Source organism: Neorickettsia sp. 179522 (genome assembly GCF_001593535.1).
GTDB classification, from domain to species: Bacteria; Pseudomonadota; Alphaproteobacteria; order Rickettsiales; family Anaplasmataceae; genus Neorickettsia; species Neorickettsia findlayensis.
Window position 1 is genome coordinate 757361 of sequence record NZ_LNGI01000001.1, and the last position, 17805, is coordinate 775165.

The 17805-nt window shown below is 42.0% G+C and carries 10 protein-coding genes; 3 read left to right on the top strand and 7 right to left on the bottom strand.

Translation table 11 applies throughout. The features are described 5' to 3' along the window. The first annotated feature begins 143 nt into the window (after positions 1-143). Genes rpmH through yidD form a run of 3 tightly spaced genes read left to right on the top strand, consistent with a single transcriptional unit; the run spans position 144 to position 924 of the window. Positions 144-278 (top strand): 50S ribosomal protein L34, encoded by a 135-nt coding sequence (gene rpmH / locus AS219_RS04000; protein ID WP_011452229.1) that lies wholly within the window; start codon positions 144-146, stop codon positions 276-278. After that, complete coding sequence (gene rnpA, locus AS219_RS04090) at positions 269-616, top strand: ribonuclease P protein component (protein WP_255353755.1); 348 nt, start codon at positions 269-271, stop codon at positions 614-616. The genes rpmH and rnpA overlap by 10 nt, the downstream gene beginning before the upstream one ends. Further along, complete coding sequence (gene yidD, locus AS219_RS04005; RefSeq protein ID WP_231861879.1) at positions 616-924, top strand: membrane protein insertion efficiency factor YidD; 309 nt, start codon at positions 616-618, stop codon at positions 922-924. Before rnpA ends, yidD begins: the two co-directional genes overlap by 1 nt. 12 nt (positions 925-936) lie before the next feature. Here yidD and AS219_RS03505 read toward each other — a convergent pair whose 3' ends face one another. The 7 genes from AS219_RS03505 to AS219_RS03535 all read right to left on the bottom strand — a co-directional run bounded on the left by AS219_RS03505 (position 937) and on the right by AS219_RS03535 (position 17692). Beyond that, positions 937-4086, bottom strand: a complete 3150-nt coding sequence (locus AS219_RS03505; RefSeq protein WP_067980135.1) for a type IV secretion system protein — start codon at positions 4084-4086, stop codon at positions 937-939. Next, on the bottom strand, positions 4073-7807 hold the full coding sequence (locus tag AS219_RS03510) for a type IV secretion system protein (RefSeq protein WP_067980138.1): 3735 nt from the start codon (positions 7805-7807) through the stop codon (positions 4073-4075). The genes AS219_RS03505 and AS219_RS03510 overlap by 14 nt, the downstream gene beginning before the upstream one ends. 10 nt (positions 7808-7817) lie before the next feature. Next, entirely contained in the window at positions 7818-10370 is a 2553-nt protein-coding gene (locus AS219_RS03515) for a type IV secretion system protein (RefSeq protein ID WP_231861862.1), read from the bottom strand. Further along, positions 10357-12897, bottom strand: a complete 2541-nt coding sequence (locus tag AS219_RS03520) for a type IV secretion system protein (protein ID WP_067980140.1) — start codon at positions 12895-12897, stop codon at positions 10357-10359. Before AS219_RS03520 ends, AS219_RS03515 begins: the two co-directional genes overlap by 14 nt. Then, the gene (locus tag AS219_RS03525) at positions 12897-15305 is read right to left on the bottom strand and encodes a VirB4 family type IV secretion/conjugal transfer ATPase (protein ID WP_067980143.1); all 2409 of its coding nucleotides are present in this window, start codon (positions 15303-15305) and stop codon (positions 12897-12899) included. The genes AS219_RS03520 and AS219_RS03525 overlap by 1 nt, the downstream gene beginning before the upstream one ends. Positions 15306-15307: 2 nt before the next feature. Continuing rightward, on the bottom strand, positions 15308-15604 hold the full coding sequence (locus AS219_RS03530; protein WP_067980147.1) for a VirB3 family type IV secretion system protein: 297 nt from the start codon (positions 15602-15604) through the stop codon (positions 15308-15310). A gap of 315 nt (positions 15605-15919) precedes the next feature. Continuing rightward, a complete protein-coding gene (locus AS219_RS03535) occupies positions 15920-17692 on the bottom strand; it encodes an ABCB family ABC transporter ATP-binding protein/permease (protein ID WP_231861863.1) in 1773 nt (590 codons plus the stop codon). Positions 17693-17805: the final 113 nt, after the last annotated feature.

A 17805-nucleotide genomic window follows, 5' to 3' on the forward strand; every position in this document is an offset into this window, starting at 1 on the left:
ACACTTAAAGATGAGCAAGCTTTCAAAACTAAATCTGATAAAAAACGGATAAGTAGTTTTAGTTGGATTAATGAAGGCGTTGAAACCATCCATGAATCCATAGTAGAATCTACGCTGTTGTGTTCCTGCTGTTGGAGCTAGAAATGAAAAGGACTTATCAACCAAGTAAAATAGTACGTAAAAGACGGCATGGATTTAGAGCCCGCATGGCAAGCAAAAGTGGCAGAGCTATAATCAACAATAGGAGAAGAAAAGGTAGGCACGTCTTGTGCGCTTAAGAGGGGTTAGAACTCTTTCTGGCAGGGCGTTTCGGTACTATCAATGTCACAGTTTCGGCTGCCGTTCTGGAAGTGTTTTGCTCCTTATATCGCGCGAGGTAACTGTGGAGCCTATGGTAGGGTTTATAGTGACGAAAAAGGTTGGTTCTGCGGTTAAACGGAATAAGGTTCGTAGGAGACTGCGTGCATTGCTTCCTTTTCTTGTTTCCATGAAAAAGCTGCTGAACCGTGCTTATATATTTATCCCCTCGCCCGCGTCTGTGTTTTCCGATTTTTCAGCAATAAGGAGGGACGTTTTGTCTTGTCTAGAAAGAGCAAATCGTTCACGCTCGCTATGATGCTTTTCGTTTTTGTATTTGTTTTTTGCTACGTTCTGTCGTGTCTCCGAAACCGCAGGGGTCCTTTCACTACTCTAGCGGTATTTGCCATTACTTTCTACAGATATGCAATATCACCGTCAAAACCACGATGCTGCATATACGAGCATACTTGTTCAGAGTATGCATTGGAAATGTTGAAAACACATCCCTTGCCAAAAGCTATGTTCTTCTCTCTCAAGCGTCTTCTAAGCTGCCACCCTTTTGCGCACCCTAAACTCCAACAAGAATGCACAAGGAAGACTTTTAATAAGCACCTTTCTAAGTAGAGCTATTAGGTACTAGTCACTGGTCTCTTCCTCAGTTTCGGTAACCTGGCCTGGCAATTTCCGTCCTTTACGTTTTCTCCTGGACTTCTTGGCTTCCTCTTCTCCCGGAATAACACTACGCATAGGGTCTTCATATGCACTTTGTTTATCTAGAACATTTTTTACAACGGAGAAAACACCTGCCGTATCTTGAGTGGTGTTAGAAAATGCAGAAGCAGTCTCTACTTTATCTGGACCCTGTGCAGTATCTGGCTGCACATCACTGTGTGATGCTGACTCGAGAGATGCTTCACTAGCACTTGTATCTTGAGACAATTCTCTCGAAATGTCAGAAGTACTACTTTCCTCTCCCATTGGAGCACTAGATGTCTCTTCGACAATGGTGCGAGATGTTAATTCTGGAGATGCTTCACCAGTACTGACAGACCCAGGGGTCTCCAACGAAATATCAGAAGCCGTGTTTTCGAATTCGATCTCGCTATATGAAGGAGGTAATGAATTAGGATGACGTGGCAGATTCTCACTAGCTTCTGAACTCTCATTCATCGAAGGACCACCCTCAGCAGAAGCGGAGAAATGAGCATCTAAGTCTTTGTGCTCTTTAGTATCACTCGTATATTCCGGTAGTTTCTCACGTTGAATGCCAAGATAGTAATCATGGATTTTTTCCCGTTCACAGACGTAGAGTTTACGTAAACCACCAAAAAGACTTTCCTCCTTTTCTCCAACAAAATATTTATCCGACATATGTTTAAGACCACCAAAAAGCATTCTTATTCCTGGTGAATCACTTAAATCTCTAGTACCCACAATAGATACAAGGTGGTACCCCATAAGAGCCTGTGTATAGTGAATTTGCCTAAAGGCTTTTTTCTCATAATAGTGGTCACTGAGTTCCGAATTCACACCTAAGAGATAACTTGTGCCCTTAATAACACCGCTAGAAACATCACCAACAGTGGAGAGTACTTTCATTGTTGTCTCACCTAAGTTTGTCTCGTTTAATTTGGCTGCAACCTTCTCGCCAATATAACCTCTAAGAGAGGCAATATCATTTATGCCGCTGCGTACTCTACTAAGTACAGGAAGTTTGTCGGCAAGGGCACCTACCATCATTTTCCCAGCTCTGTAGAGTCCCCCTATGCCATCCTGAGCAGCATAAGCACCACCTATCACAGCTTGGAACGGTGATGCACCAACAAGCGATGCTCCTATAGACTGACAAAGATCCCTCATATGGAACATAATCACTGAAAGGAGCAACAACACAAATACCTCAGCCATATCAAGCAGTCCAGAATCAGATTCTCTTATCTGCTCTATCCGCTCCCAATCCCCTCCTTTTCCCGCAAAACCCGCGACTCCACAATTAACATCGCTAATTTGTGGATCATAGAATGGATAATCAACAAATCTACAACCTTTTTTCTCGTAATGAGGTGGTATATCAATCACTTTTGCACCACCAGTAAACTCAACGCGTTTACTGTCCCACATATGATCCATAGTGAGCGGTAGAAATCTCTGCCCGGGCGTCCAAGCATAAACAGAAACATTAAATGGAAAAATCCAGAACTTGTTGCAACAGACTGTGTAACCCGTGTTTCTATAAAATTGGTCCTTTATCATCGCTGAAAACAGCGAAACTACAGTGAAGATCATTATCGCTTGGAAACAGAAACTCAGTGCCTGGGTAAACCAGTTATCGAAAGTATGTTTAAGCTGCCCAAATAGCATCCCTAAAAACAAGATCGGCATTAAGACAATTAGCACCGATATTCCAACAAGGGCGGTTAGATAAACAACAAACGCATATGCGACAAGTACAACGTAGATTACCAGTATAAAGAAAAGGATTAACCACCAAAAAACTCCCAATGGATACGCAAGTAGGATCGCCTTAACTTTTGTCGAAACAAGCATTTTGAACAAAAGATTCACGGTGTCATCAAGAAAGGCAAAAGGTTGATCCGGCTGGTAACCAGCACCAGTATGAGAATTCACTACTGCTATGACTTCGTTTAGTCCATCTATAAACAGACGGAACAAATTGTTGTAGAAGAAATCCCAGCTACTTGGAGAAATTAGCTGAAGAATAACTGCCATTTTTAAAACTTTTATCAGTAACTCACTTGGCGGACTATCAGACATTCCCATAAGAAACCTAAGACCCGTGAGAACAATCATCAGAACTATTAGCGCCTTGACTAACGAAACATAGTCGTTATTGGATGTAATAGCTTTGTATATTACCTCATTCTGTCCGGTAAGAAGCTTTTGTAGCGTGGAACGCACACCCTCAAAAAACTTCGCAGTATTTTTTGGGTCAACAACTCCTGTACGAAATTCTAGAGAATAACCACCTATGTTATTCTGATAGAAGACATCCATAAGTTTGTAATAGATTCTCCAACCGGGCTTCAGCTTCAAATGCGTGCAATCGCTTGTAAAGATCGACTCTATACGAATATCATCCCCACTATATGCAACATGCATCGTCGGAGAGGATGGGGTTGCAATAGATGCAAAAGTAGCATTAGGATTCGGATCACCAGGGCGGTGAAAAAGTAAATACAATCCATACCCCTTTTCTAATATGCATCCAGACTGGGAAAATTTAGGATCTATTTTTACACCATTGATTAAGCAGCCTGTTGTAATATCCGTCATTTGTGTCGGTAAGTAGGTGCAGGATTGGTGTGGAAAATTTCTCCTAAATTCCTCACTTGCTCCTTTTAGAGCCTCGTAGTCAATATCCCCACAACGGAACACCTTTTGCATTTCATCTTTAGAAAAGTTGAGTGCACTACGTACAGGTATGAATAGCCACCGTCCCTCCACATTCAAAGTGATTGGCTCACCTGAAGTAACATAACCGGAATCCTCCCAGCGCATTATCTGCTTGCCTGCAGTATTGCTCTCTAAACCAAGCATTTCTGCATCGGACTTGAGAAGTATGCTAGCACGCTCAATTAACGCGGAAGCGCTTGACTTAGGTATACCAAAATCGTCTGCCGCTATACATCTTGGACACGCATTTTCACATTTCTCACAGCCAGATAGTAAAAACAGCCCAAGTATGAGTATAAAAACACGCTTTAAAGCATTCGGACAATATCGCGCTATAGCACTACTCACTTCCACTACCCTAATCTTTTTCATCGTCACCTACCTGACCCTGGGTATGAATTCCATCACCTGATTCATCAGCCTCTTCATGAGAGTTTTTGCTCTCCCCTGTTGACAAACCTTGTGAACTATCTCCTCTGGTCTCTCCTCCAGGAGCACCTGCTAGGCTATAAGGATCCTGAGGACGCACATCATCTATTTCAGCATAAATATCCTCTTCATCAGAAGGACCGCCTTGGTATATAGGATTAGCTACGCTTCCTTCTCCGCTCTCTCCTCCAGGAGCACCTGCTAGGCTATAAGTTCCTTCTCCACTTGCTAGGCTATAAGGACCCTGAGGACGCACATCATCTATTTCAGCATAAATATCCTCTTCATCAGAAGGACCGCCTTGGTATATAGGATTAGCTACGCTTCCTTCTCCGCTCTCTCCTCCAGGAGCACCTGCTAGGCTATAAGTTCCTTCTCCACTTGCAAGACTATAAGGATCCTGAGGACGCACACCACCTCTCTCAGCATGAATATGCTCTCCATCAGAAGGACCGCCTTGGTATATAGGATTAGCTACGCTTCCTTCTCCGCTCTCTCCTCCAGGAGCACCTGCTAGGCTATAAGTTCCTTCTCCAGGAGCACCTGCAAGACCATCGACGCCGTGACTGCCTCTTGTATCGGCCTGCACTCCATCACCCTTAATGGGAACATTGGACGATCCTTCATTGTTCGAAGATACCGACTTCATATTCGAATCTTTGGAAGAACCATCTAAAGGAATACGCTCAGCTTTCTTCAGTGGGTCGTCTTTACTTGAAGGCACTTTTTTAGCATCTTCAGCAACTTCCAACGTAATACTGCGGCGGCTACGAGGATTTGCTCTAATTGCTTGTCCTATTTCGGACTGAGTTGCATCATCCAAACCGGCAACGGATAACATAGCTTGATATGCAGCATGACCTGCATCAGACGGACTACCACCGCCTGTAACACCAGTATAGCCCATCATGGTACCTGTAATCATATCCACCATGGAATCCGTTATTTTCAGGAAGCTCTTCATAGAGTGAGCCACCAAAAGAAAAACAACCACTGAAACCAATGACACAGGAAGACCTAAGAAGCCAGATTTCGCAGTACCTGGAATGAGAAAACGGTCCATACCACCCATTCCAGCATCAAATCCTATAGGTACAAGCGAACTAATAATGCACAAATCACTTCCAAATATATCTGTGGAAACAATACAACTAGGGCAGACACCAAAATTATTTACTTCGTATAGCGTCGCCATCATTACTGCGTTTAATAATGCGAGGGTTCCAAAAATAAAAATTGGGCGCAGAGCAAAAGAAATTAACATCTTGAGCCAACCCTCAAATAAAGGTTTCGTCCTTTGGAAAATCAAAAAAGCGATAAAGACAGGTGCCAACAAAAATAGTAAACCTGTCGCAATCAATATCATGAGATAGATCACCATTGCCTCGATGATGCAACTGAAAAAGAGAAATATACCCCACAATATGATTGACATGATAAACCAACCGGCAGGACCTGAAAGAAAAAGGGCCAGCATCCTTAACCAAAACTGGTTTGTTATTATCACACCAACGGTTCTATCCAGGAATTCAAAGGTGCTGTCTGGAGAATATTTCCCACTCAGGCTGCCAGTGAAATAGTAGATGAGCTCATTAGAAGAGTTAACAAACAGATCAAAAATTGTTTCGCCAAAGAACTTCCAGCTGTAATCGCTCACTAAGAGCAAAATGAATGCTATCTTCGTCACTCGCAGAATAACATCCGACCTTGGATCTCTGATTATCCCAAGTAGAAATGACAACCCATAAGTGACTAGATAAAGCACTATCAAGGCTTGGACAGCAGGTGCAATTCTCCCGACAATTGCATTGTAAATTTGTACTATCACTCCTGTCGCTTCAGGTTTACCATATGGATTTTTTTCACCCTTCCCATAAAAAAGTTTTACGATCGCGTGATAGATCGTGTTAAAAGGACCGGAAAAGTTTGGATACCACCGTTCTTGCACTATACTGACTGTATATTTATTATCCTCACTAGGAAGGTATTTCCCGGTTTTGACCGCTTTCACCAAACTACTATCAATTGCCCCTGCTATACCAAAATAGACCTTTCCACTCCCGTTGAAAGAAAGGCTGTAAGTACTTGGATCTATGTTTTGCGGATTAACGACTGCCCTTTTAGGAGCATCAATACTGAAGCGAAGTTCATGTGCATTTGGACTCGGATCACCGGGTGCAATACTTGGAGGACCATCACCAATATAAACATAAAGCCTCTCCCCGTTTTGATACGAGCAACTTTTTCGAACTCTTACACGGTAACCCGAGTATATGTCATTTTTTGAAGAACTTTCCTTACCTGCAATCCCAAGGAGTAGCGGACTTCCACCACTTATACTGCGCGGAATGGTAAACCACGTATTCAACTCTAACGATGGTATAGCTCCACCGTACTCATCAATATTCATGCATTGTTTTACCCTACCACTGTAGAGAGATGTTTCTTTCGTACCGATGTTATAAATACACAACTGAGCTTCATCTTCACTTTGCAGTAGTGACGACTTATCTTTAACAGCAGCTTTACCTATTTTAGCAACAAGTAGATCGGCCCATGCTTTTTCCAAGTCTGATTCGTTCCTTCTGCGTGCACGGAAGCAAGGATTTAAAGCATCAAAATCATCATCATATCTAATGCTATAGATTCCATCTTTATATGTACCGTCCGAAACGAAATTTCCACACATTTTATTTACCTTGTACGTCTCGAACCTCTTAAGCTTCGCTCTATCTTTTTGCGAAGTACAAGAATCCTTGTACTTGTACTCCCAATTTACCTTCTTTCCTCCACGAATTTCTTCAGGGTCAACCTGACTCTTGAACCCAACATCGCAAAAGTCTTTATCAGATAAAATATGTGGAACAATGACCCGCATATCGACCGCAGCCGCTTCTATCCATTTGGCATTACTATTTCCAACTATGACTCTGTTGCTTCTCGGCGTATAGCCGTTTCCAACAAGAGATGCATTCAACAACTCCCCCTTAAACGAAGGAGGAAGAAAGATTTGTAACTCATACGCACCTCTATGTATAAGGACCTGTCCACCAGCCTTGCATATAGTACCTGGATCCACATCATCTCCAGAAACAAGTTGTATCTTTTTTCCTTTCACGTCCTTAAAATCTTCGTCGTTATACCAGGAAAACCCGAGTGGTATATTGTCGCAATCCACTAGATCGACGCTGACTACTGGTACCAACTCAAAGAGCACCTTGTCTCCCGGTGAAACTTCTAGGTAAGTATCGACATAATACCTTTGTGAAGTTGTCGACGATTGCTCACATAGAGGTTCCTTATTCTTAATGTCCAAAAGGTTTGATGGATTATGTATGCCTCCAGGAGCACCATTAGCACAAAATCTATTACTTACCTCGATCACTTGACAATTCCATTCAGGACACATTTCAAATTCCTTTCTATTGAAAAGTTTCCCACATAGATCTATGTCACCAATGACACCAAAGGGTACCTCTTCACCTTCTCCAATTTTGATGCCCGAATCTACCCACAATGTACTAGGTTTAGAGGGATCCATACCTTCCAGGTAGGCAGGCACAATGACGTTTGTAAAGTTTGCATTTACACCATCACCAGGATAGATGCACCCTATGTCACAAGCACTTAAAAGAAGCAATAAGCCCAGAACTACTCTACGCATGAATACTCCATTATCTACTACGTTTTGGTGGCTTCTCAGGCTCATCTTTCTCCTGATCGAGTTCTTTAATATGTCTCATGTGTGCTTTTTGATACTGTGTTTGAGCATCTTGGCCTACAATTGCTTTCATACTATCCATGAATTGCTCTGCAGGAACCGTCGCGTCAGATGCAATCGCACCAAAAATTGAACTAGAAAGAATTGCAGCTCTTGAAGTGAAGGCGACAACTGCGTTACTAATCACAATGAACGACACCACTAAACTTATGCCTACTGGCATCCCACCTGCATTTTGCGCAACCATTATTCCTCCGGTATCGTATGAAGTTGGCAAATACACGGCAAGTAGGCAGAACCTGAACAGCACAAAATCTGGTTCAATTACACATCTAGGACAAATCTGGAAATCGAAAAGTGCGTGAATTATTCCCAACCCAACTTCTGTTAACACCGCAAATGCGGCAAATGTGATAATAGGGGTCACGGCCACTTGTGCCAAATTTTTTATCCAGTTATCAAAAATGGATTTTGTCCTCTTAAAGAAAATCATAGCGAGAAAGATCGGTGCAAAACATAGAAGCATCGCCACCATCACAATCGACATGACGTACGCAACAATGATTTTAAGCATGGCCATGAAAATCTGTATTAGGCCAACAAGTATCAATAAGAAATACAAGATCCCTAAACCACCGGAAAACAAAAAACTAAAGATCCTGAGCCAATTCTCTTGCGTGCTAAAAGGAGCAAGCACTTTATCAAGAAACGCAAAATCTACCCCATTCATACTGCCCGAAAAGTAATTGATTAACTGCCCAGAGCCTTCTACAAAGAGTTGAAACAAATTCTCATTAAAAAATTTCCAGCTATTGGGACCGAAAAGAACCGCAACTATACCAAGCTTTACAAGTAGGATCACCAAATCAACGTGAGGCGTCCTAACAAGGCCAAATAAGAAGGCTAAACCATAGATAACGATGTAAAGTACGATAGAAGCTTGCACTGCGGTTGTGAGCGTACTTCCTGCTACTGCTTTATAGACACTCCCTACCGCACCAGCAACATCGTCACCCTCGCTGAACCTGCCGTATTCATCGACTGTCTTGCCGTATAAAATCCTTATTATTTTACTCTTTATACTGTTAGTTGCTTTACTAAAAAATTTTGTACCATCTTGTCGCTTAAGGACATAATGTACTGATATGTAACCACGGCTTCCAGCCTTTTGATCTCCTCGTTGATCTACTATTCCCACGTATACAGACCCATTTCTATCTATTAGATTGGCAGAGTTTGGCACTAAAAAGGCACCACCCTCACCATGAACTGAGGGTTCAAAATTGGGCTCTTGATCAGAGGTATACACCTTCACTTCATCAAAACCAGAAACATTGCATTTCCTGCTTACTTTGAGTTTAAAAATAGCATTTTGCACAACATTCGGATCATTAGAACCGAACTGTAGTCTCATTCCCCTGGAGGACTTCGAAGATACCCTAAAGAATTTATTCAATGAAACGGTCGTGCGGTCAGAAAAATAACCCCCCCTTGCAATGCTACAAAGATTTGGAATACTCGCGTTATTTCCACACAAATAAGAAAATTGCCCATTATCATCCTTCAAATAGAGATGAAGCCACCGCAAAACAAAATCCTCACGCTCAAATTCAACCAAGGCCTCCTTGCTTTCTATAAATTTTCCGTATCTCGCTTCTATAAGCCTTTTACAGTACCCATGGAGAACAATCCCAGGGACTCTCACCCTTAGATCTTCTATCTCTCTGCTATACTGCTCTGAATTTTCTCCAAAAACTACGGCTCTACAGAAATCGGCTGTGTAAATCGACTCATCTATACGGCTACCCATGCTGTAAACAACCTTAAACTTGTCTAAAGAACCTTTACTATTAATCGCCAGATTAATCCCTGGTGCAAAAAGACCTCCATAGGGTTCCCCTCTATGCTTCATACATTCCTGATAATTTCCCGGGTAGATTCTTGCATCTTTACCTGCACAAATATCATTATTAATTAGGCCAGATTCCAGAGCGGGCCTCAAACCTACTGAAACTTCATCACCCTCAACGAGTTCGAGATCGATCTCAGCTTTGCCATCTGGAAACTTAAGATCCACTGATCTGCAACTAGGAGTATCACAGAGATTCTCACCATCTTCGCTCAAGCAACTATCAGGACAAGGAGGATGACAAAGCGAATAATCCTCAGATTTCTCAAATCTATATTCAAATATATCGCCCCTTTCCAGATTGATACCTAAGTTAACCCAGCGAGTCTTAGCACCAGGGACTTCTCCTTCACCAACGCCCATATACTCAAGACAATTTCTATTACCCACATCACCTGGATTGGCACAGATTCGCAAAGTACCTTCTCTAATATCATTAGAGCTAGCACCAGAAATACAGTCCCCGGCACATCCAGATAAACAAAGAAGGAGCAACAAACAAGCAAGAGAAAACCCTCTACTAGACACAGTAAACCCACCAACTCTGAACCTGACTTTCGTCAGCATCTTGTATACTGTTTGCTTAACCTGCGCCACCTGCACCACCTGCACCAGCTGCACCACCTGCACCTTGAACTGTTTGTTGAATACCAGCACTCTTCGATCTCGGAAGTGATTCCCCAAGTTTGTTGCCTATGTTCTTTCCTCCTGAAACCAGGGTACTTGCAGCATTAAACGAAACAGCAGCAAGTTTTCTTGCCATAACCTGAGGACTACTGACATGTCTTGAAAGATCTGCCCGGAAGTTACCAACAAGCTCTGCCGCCAAACCACCTAAAATACCAAGGAAGTGGAAAAACAAAAACAGCATTAAAGCCATCATGCCCAGCTTTATCCATAAAGCACTAGTGGCCGAAGCATCACTCGCGACCGTAGTGACATACACACCAAAAAGTAGCGGCTTCTCAGTAAGTGACATCTCCTGAATTACACATGCGAGAACTGCTGAACTCCTCAATTCTCCGTCTGCATTCTTCTCTTTACATTGATTTGGATTCGCAAGCTTATAGCTGTAGTAACTCCGGACACCATCCAACTTGGAGATCCGCTGGAAGGTTAAATCATCAAAGAAAAGCTTATCAAAGACAGAAAAAACAAGCGCTAAAAATCCGAATAGAACTATAGGATACAGCGAGTAAGCCATAACCTCTTTCAACCAGCCTTCGAAGAAAGGTTTCGTTACCTGGAACAAAATCATCGGAATAAAAATCGGAGAAAAAAGTATAAGTATCGTAAGCGCGATTATTGCCAGTATAAAAAGATGAACTATCCACAGGATAATGAGGAACATCAGTATCACATACATTAGGACCAATAACGCAATTACCATCTGTCCTGCAAAAAAGAATGCCAAGATCAATACGGGTACTATGAATATCCCCGCGCCAAGTGCACTTATCGCACCAGCTGTCATGACAGTCGCTACACCCCCACCTGCAACAGTCGGATTAGCAAGAGCACTACCCAAGTAAAATGCCACCCTACAATCCAACTTATCCCAAAGAGTCATATAGGAGAGATTTTTCAATTCCAACTTCGAGAATATCGGCAATTCGCCACCACTTGCTGGTTTCAGTGAAGAGCAACTTAATACACCTGTATTAATAAACTTCCTCAATTCAGCGAAGTTCCTCTTATGACCTGACTTGACAAAAGCCTCGAAACACGCCCTTTCTTCAGAGGAAAAAGCCTTCGTAACTACGAGCTCATTGTACTCGGATGAATCGAAGTTACACACATCTTTTTTTCCTCCTCCACTATAGACGATATCTGCCAGACCGGTAGAGAGTGTTAGCAATCTATCATAGTAGACGATCATTCCATCACCTATCGTGAAATAAGCAATCGCAGCAATTTTAAGGACAAATATCGTCCACTCTTGTATACCGCTTACACCACCACTTAACAGTTTGAAGCCAAATAGCAGAATCGCGAGGACCAGCACAGCCTCTACGGCAGTCTTCAACTTTTTCTGTGCAATAACCAAGAAACCATCATTTTCTCCATTTCTACAGTCCGATACTAAAATATTCCTCAAGGATTCCCTGAGACACTGAACCACCAAAGATGTCATTGGGAACTGGGCCTTAGCAATCAAACCGGTCACACCATAACACGCATTACTTATGTAACAATTGAAACAACCTGAGTTATCGTAACTTAACACCCTAGAAAGATCTTCAGGATCATAGATCGGCTTTGATTTGATGCACATAGGCGCAGGATCGACAGGATCCCTCAAATGACAGCCAACTTTCGCTCTTCTAGAAAATGTGACATAGCCACAAAGCTTGGATCCATCGTACTCAGCGGAAAAAACGTAAGGACCTATTCTCCTACTTTCCATGTGCTTAAGTGTTACACACTGTATGGAGCGCACACTTACTTTTCTTTTCATGTCCAGAAGGGTGTCCAAACTTTGGATTTTGTTCTCGCCACCTAACACACCCAGGTTAATTGCAGTGAAATTGCTTTCCCTGCTGTCCAATTGAGTTTCCTGCCCCGTTCTGGAGATATAACCCCAATCAAAAGGCTCCCTGTAACATATTTCAATGTACCTTCCGTTCTCTGCTCTGTTGCGTGGCCAAGCATATGTGCAACCCTTTGCATTACTATTGATTTCATTAGTCTCTTTCTGCTCGCAATAGGCCATTTTCTCCTCTGAACAGACTTCAGCTCCTGTATTCTCATCCTGACAGTATTTGTAATATCCAGCACGCGTCCTAAGAACCGGGTTTCTAACAAATGACCAAAGGCAGCCCACCAGCTGCATGGCCGAAACTACCGCAGCAGCGATCAATCCAAGACCAATAGCGACCATGATTCCACCACTACCAGCAATGATTATTATTCCAGCTACAATACCGGCAATTAGACCTATGAGTGCAAAAGCTACATCAGTTCCACATTCGGGATAAGATGCTTCACCTGGCATTACTTTTGGCAGAGCAATTTCTTCCGCATGCGCGTAAGAAAAAAAGAATCCGCTTTTAAGAAGTAATATATTGTTATCCAAAAGGTTAAGTGCAAAGAGTAAAAGTAACCCTCTAAGAAAAAGCTTCATTACTGACCTAACTCCCTCACTTTCTCATAAAAAATTGGAAGCCATTTCACTGGTTCCTCACCATACTCTTCCATAATGCGGTGCAAGAGCAGCACCGTATCCGCGCGTCCAGACAAGACTGATATAATATCTTCCATTCCAGCAAGGTTGATCCGCGCTATAACAGCGCTCATAGCCTGCTTTATCAAGAAAAACCGCGTAGCTGGATCTGTATGCTTGATGAGCGTGTACTCGCGCTCGCTAAGCATAAACACAGATCTATAAACCTCTGTTGCTTTAAGGTTCGGCAAAAAAATCTGCGTTGCTGTTTGTTGGACCAGAGTGTCACTTATCGCACTCTTACTTGCATCCTCTACACTTTGGGTAGCGAATATGACAAACGTATTTAGCTTCCTAAGAACCTTCAGCCAGTCCTTAATTGTGGGCGCAAAAACCGGATTATCTATAAGAGCCCAAGCCTCATCTAACACAATCATGGAGGGAGAGCCATCCAATGAGATGCTTATTCTATGGAACAAATATCGCAAAACAGGTGCGAGCGCCGCGCTATCTCTAAGAAGGTGTCCCATTTCAAAACCAAATACACTGGCCTTCGAAAAATCAAGACAATCTTCCTGATTATCAAAAAGTGTTGCATGCGAACCATTTCCATACCACATTAGTAGGCGAGTAGCCAAACTATTGTCACCTTCCAATCCAAAAAACGCAGAAAGATTGCTTAGAGTTCTATCCGCTTTGTCTAACTTAAAATTACCTGCCACAGCATCATTGAGCATCGCAATATCCGCTGCAGTGAACTTATCTCCATTTACGGAAGCTAGAAGCTTTAACCACTCTGTCAGGAAGGTTCTATTCTCGTGTGTATCGTCAAGTTGAAGAGGATTAAAGTCACTCTTACTCCTTGGCTCTATCACTGTGTAGACACCACCTAGTGCACGAATAAAAATCTCAGCACCCCTATCCTTGTCAAAAAAAAACATCCGCGGCCTGAACTTCATGCTCTGTGCACATAAAAAGTTGAGCAAGACAGTCTTACCTGCACCCGTCGGGCCAATTATTAGTGTATGCCCAACATCTTTACAGTGGAAATTGAAGTAAAATGGCGTACCCGAAGCAGTATCAAAAACAGTGATCGCATCTCCCCAGTGATTACCCTCCATCTTCCCAAATGGATAATTGTGCTGCGATGCAAAACCTGCCAAATTCAGTGTACTTATTGTTGCTTTTCTAACTATATAATCAAAATTTCCAGGTAACTGCGCCCAAAAAGCAGGTTCCAGATTTATCTTTTCACGGACAGCATACACACCTGCATTTGTCAGCTCGGATTCAACCAGTGACAGTGCATTCTCAAGTCCTTTTTCAGTTTTTTCACGGCAAAGTATGGTCAAATGATGCAACCCAAACGCAATTCGACCACTCATAGCATCATCGAGAGCTCTAGTTATTTCAGCAACTTGCGAAATAGCTTTATCTTGAGTTTGTAACATTCGACTCTGCTGAACCTGCATCTTACTGATTGCAACCTGTCTATGTACAAACTGAAATGTCTGAGTGATAACAAGTTCATATGGGACTTGCAGAAAATTGTCGAGCATTCCAGCTGATGTGTTCTGCCCATATTCCTTCAGACTTATAATCCCAGCATACTCACTTCTAGACGGTGTGACTATCTCTATCGACTTTCGTCCAAAATACATCCTACAACCACAAAGAGCCTCATCCAGTCGGTTGTAAGGAAGAACAAGATCTGACTGTGTTACACCACAATTGGCAATCCTAGAGAGAAAAGTTAAAACTTCGGAGTATGTGACATTGCCAACTTTTTTCAATCCAAGGAGATGTGGTGTGTTATTCCTCAAGCTTATCAAAAGCTTGTTTGTCATTTCCTCCAATTCTTCATGGGCAATTTTCAGATCGGCGATACGACCTTCTTTTGTATCCTTACGAGTTACCTTTCTGTACAAATCGTTAAAGAACTCAACCTTTCTATCGTTGCGTCTCACGACTGTTATGTATAACTCGTTCACAAAAGAGCTTTTGTCTCCATGTTTCTGGCGCCACCTTTTTCTGACATAGTCAGCAAAATAGTTAGGTATCTTGTTAGAAAAGAAAGCACGAGCTTGACTTCCTTCTCTCCTACGGATTAAGTGGAAACTAAGGGCAAAATGACCAGAAGAGACGCTTTTGAAAAGCTGATTTCTTAGTGCCTTATGGATGTCTACATCTTCATCATCGGCGGTCTCGAAGGGGTAACCCACCAGCCTTATAACCTTGAGCATAGAGTGGTCCTTAAGGAGGACGGTGCTAGAATCTAAGTGATCCTTATATGGTATAAAATTCCGAGCATGATACTCGGAAGAAGCAACTTTAGCTTTGTAGTTCTTAAAAATGGAGAAATCGAACATCCTTAGAGCACATCATAAGAGTTAGCATTATGGTAAAGACGATTTTTACACCTCATGCATTTCTGATTCCTTACTAGAAAAAGCTCCAAAAAGAGGGGCTCGTTAAAACAGATAAGATATCCTATTCCGTGTATGACCGGCATGAAAAAAAGCATGATGAAAAGATTTTTTGTTAGTATATACCCAAGCAACGAGACAATCAGATTCATTGCACTGAAAGTGAAACTCACACCTAGGAACATTGCCGGACGCGTAAGACCCTTAAAGAGCGGATCAAGACCCAAACTACCTACACCCATACTTCACAATCCCGCTATCAACTCATGACATCATGGATACACCGCACCCATTCAGATACACATTATTACCTAATCGTTAAGTATTTCCCAACATAACTATCACAACACTACTCTTGTAAAATACTCAAACCCAAGAATCCCTGTCACCACAACCAGCTACACGGATCCTGGTCGGACAAATTCTAGCCACGACCACACAGAAAATCTATATCTAGTAGCAAAAGTGGCGCTCTTTGTTAACAGATAAACAAGGCACTCCAGAGCAGATCAGTGATGCATCTTATTTATCCTATTCCTAGAATATAAAGCAATTCTTTATCCAAACCGATTTTGATGCTGCCATAGTGTGTAGTATGCACCTTTCATTGCAAGAAGCGTGGAATGAGTCCCCCTTTCAACCACCTCACCACAAGCGAGAACTAGGATTTCGTCTGCGTAAACCACTGTAGACAATCTGTGCGCAATAATCAAAGACGTACAATCTTTCCCAGCGTTCATAATGCTCTCTTTAATTGCGGATTCTGTTTTGCTATCAAGCGAAGAGCTAGCTTCGTCGAATACAAGAATTTTTGCATCCTTTTTGAGTAACATACGTGCAATAGCAACCCTTTGTTTTTCACCACCAGAAAGTTTGAGACCTCTTTCTCCGACGACAGTCTGATACTGTTCCTTTGTACGGGTAATGAACTCGTGAACACTTGCAAGGTTCGCAACTCTGATTACATCATCTAACTTTGTATTTTGCGGATCAGAATATGCAATATTGTTGAAGATGGTATCATTAAATAAGGTAATATCCTGTGGAACAACACCGATATACCGTTGAAAAGTCTCAGGTCTCAAAGTACTGAGGTCCTGGCCATCTATTAGGACTTGGCCTTTGGATGGAGAATAAAACCCAAATAACAATTTCGATATTGTTGACTTACCAGCACCGCTCTTTCCAACTATCGCAAGAGTTTTCCCACGCTCCATGCGAAAAGAGAGATTCCTTAGAACTTGGCGATCATCAGAATATCCAAAGCTCACATCTTTGAATTCAACCACTCCTTCCTTGAATACAAACTCAGAGCTCCGGTTTTGCACGTTGTCATGACATCCTTTTGATAACAACTCTCTAACTGAATCTACATCTAGGTAAGCAAGACGCATTTCTCTATACGCAAAACCAAGATTTCCCAGAGGAATGTAAAGCTGCAAAAGGTATGTATTAACTAGAGCAAAATCACCAATCGTCGCAGTATTGGCAAGAATATCAAGAATAACTGCAAGATTTATTCCAACTAACCCAAGAGCAATGATTAGCGCCTGGCCAACATTGAGAACGGACAAGCTCCTCCTGTTTTTTACCGCAAGTTCCGCATAGCCTTTGAGAAAATTGGAATAGCAAGTGGCTTCGTAGCTTTGGTTATTGAAATATTTGACAGTTTCATAATTTATCAGACTATCAACTGCTTTGGATGCAGCTTTCGTTTCAGCTAGCTTCATTTCCTTTATACAGCCAGTCCGCCACTGTGTGATTAAGATCGTGTAAACACAATAGAGAGCCAATGTCAGAAAAAGCAGCACAAAGTAGTAGTACGGATAGAAAAGAAAAACAAGTATGCAAACAAAGATCGTTTCAAGGAAAGTTGGAAATATACTGAAAGTTGCAAATCTCAAGAATGTTTCGATTGCCTTTACACCGCGTTCCATTACTTTAGATACTTCACCCATTTTCCTACTTAAATGGAACCTCATCCCCATATACTGGAGGTGAGAAAAGGTTTCTAAAGCTAATGTTTTAGCAGCATTTTGTTCAACTGAAACAAAACATATCTCCTTTAGCTCATTCAAAATTTGAGATAGAAACCTTACTCCTGCATAAGCGAAGACAACTAAAATAACTGATCCAATAGAAAAATTCTGTACCGAGTCAAATTTCTCGATTGCATCAAAAAGGAATTTATAAATGAATGGTACCAGACTGCTGCTTATCTTCGCCAAACAGAGAAACCCACATGCTGAAACAAGAGCAAAGCGTAACCTAATTGAACTCTTGCGCCACAATAAGTCAAAAATTAATGATAACGTTGTCATGTCTATCATGTAACGCGGTTTAAATACCAAAATATCGGTAACCTGATACCGCGGATGTATCCAGTCTAGACCTACGTGCTAGCACATTTAGAAGTGAATACCAAGTCTGCTTTCACTACACT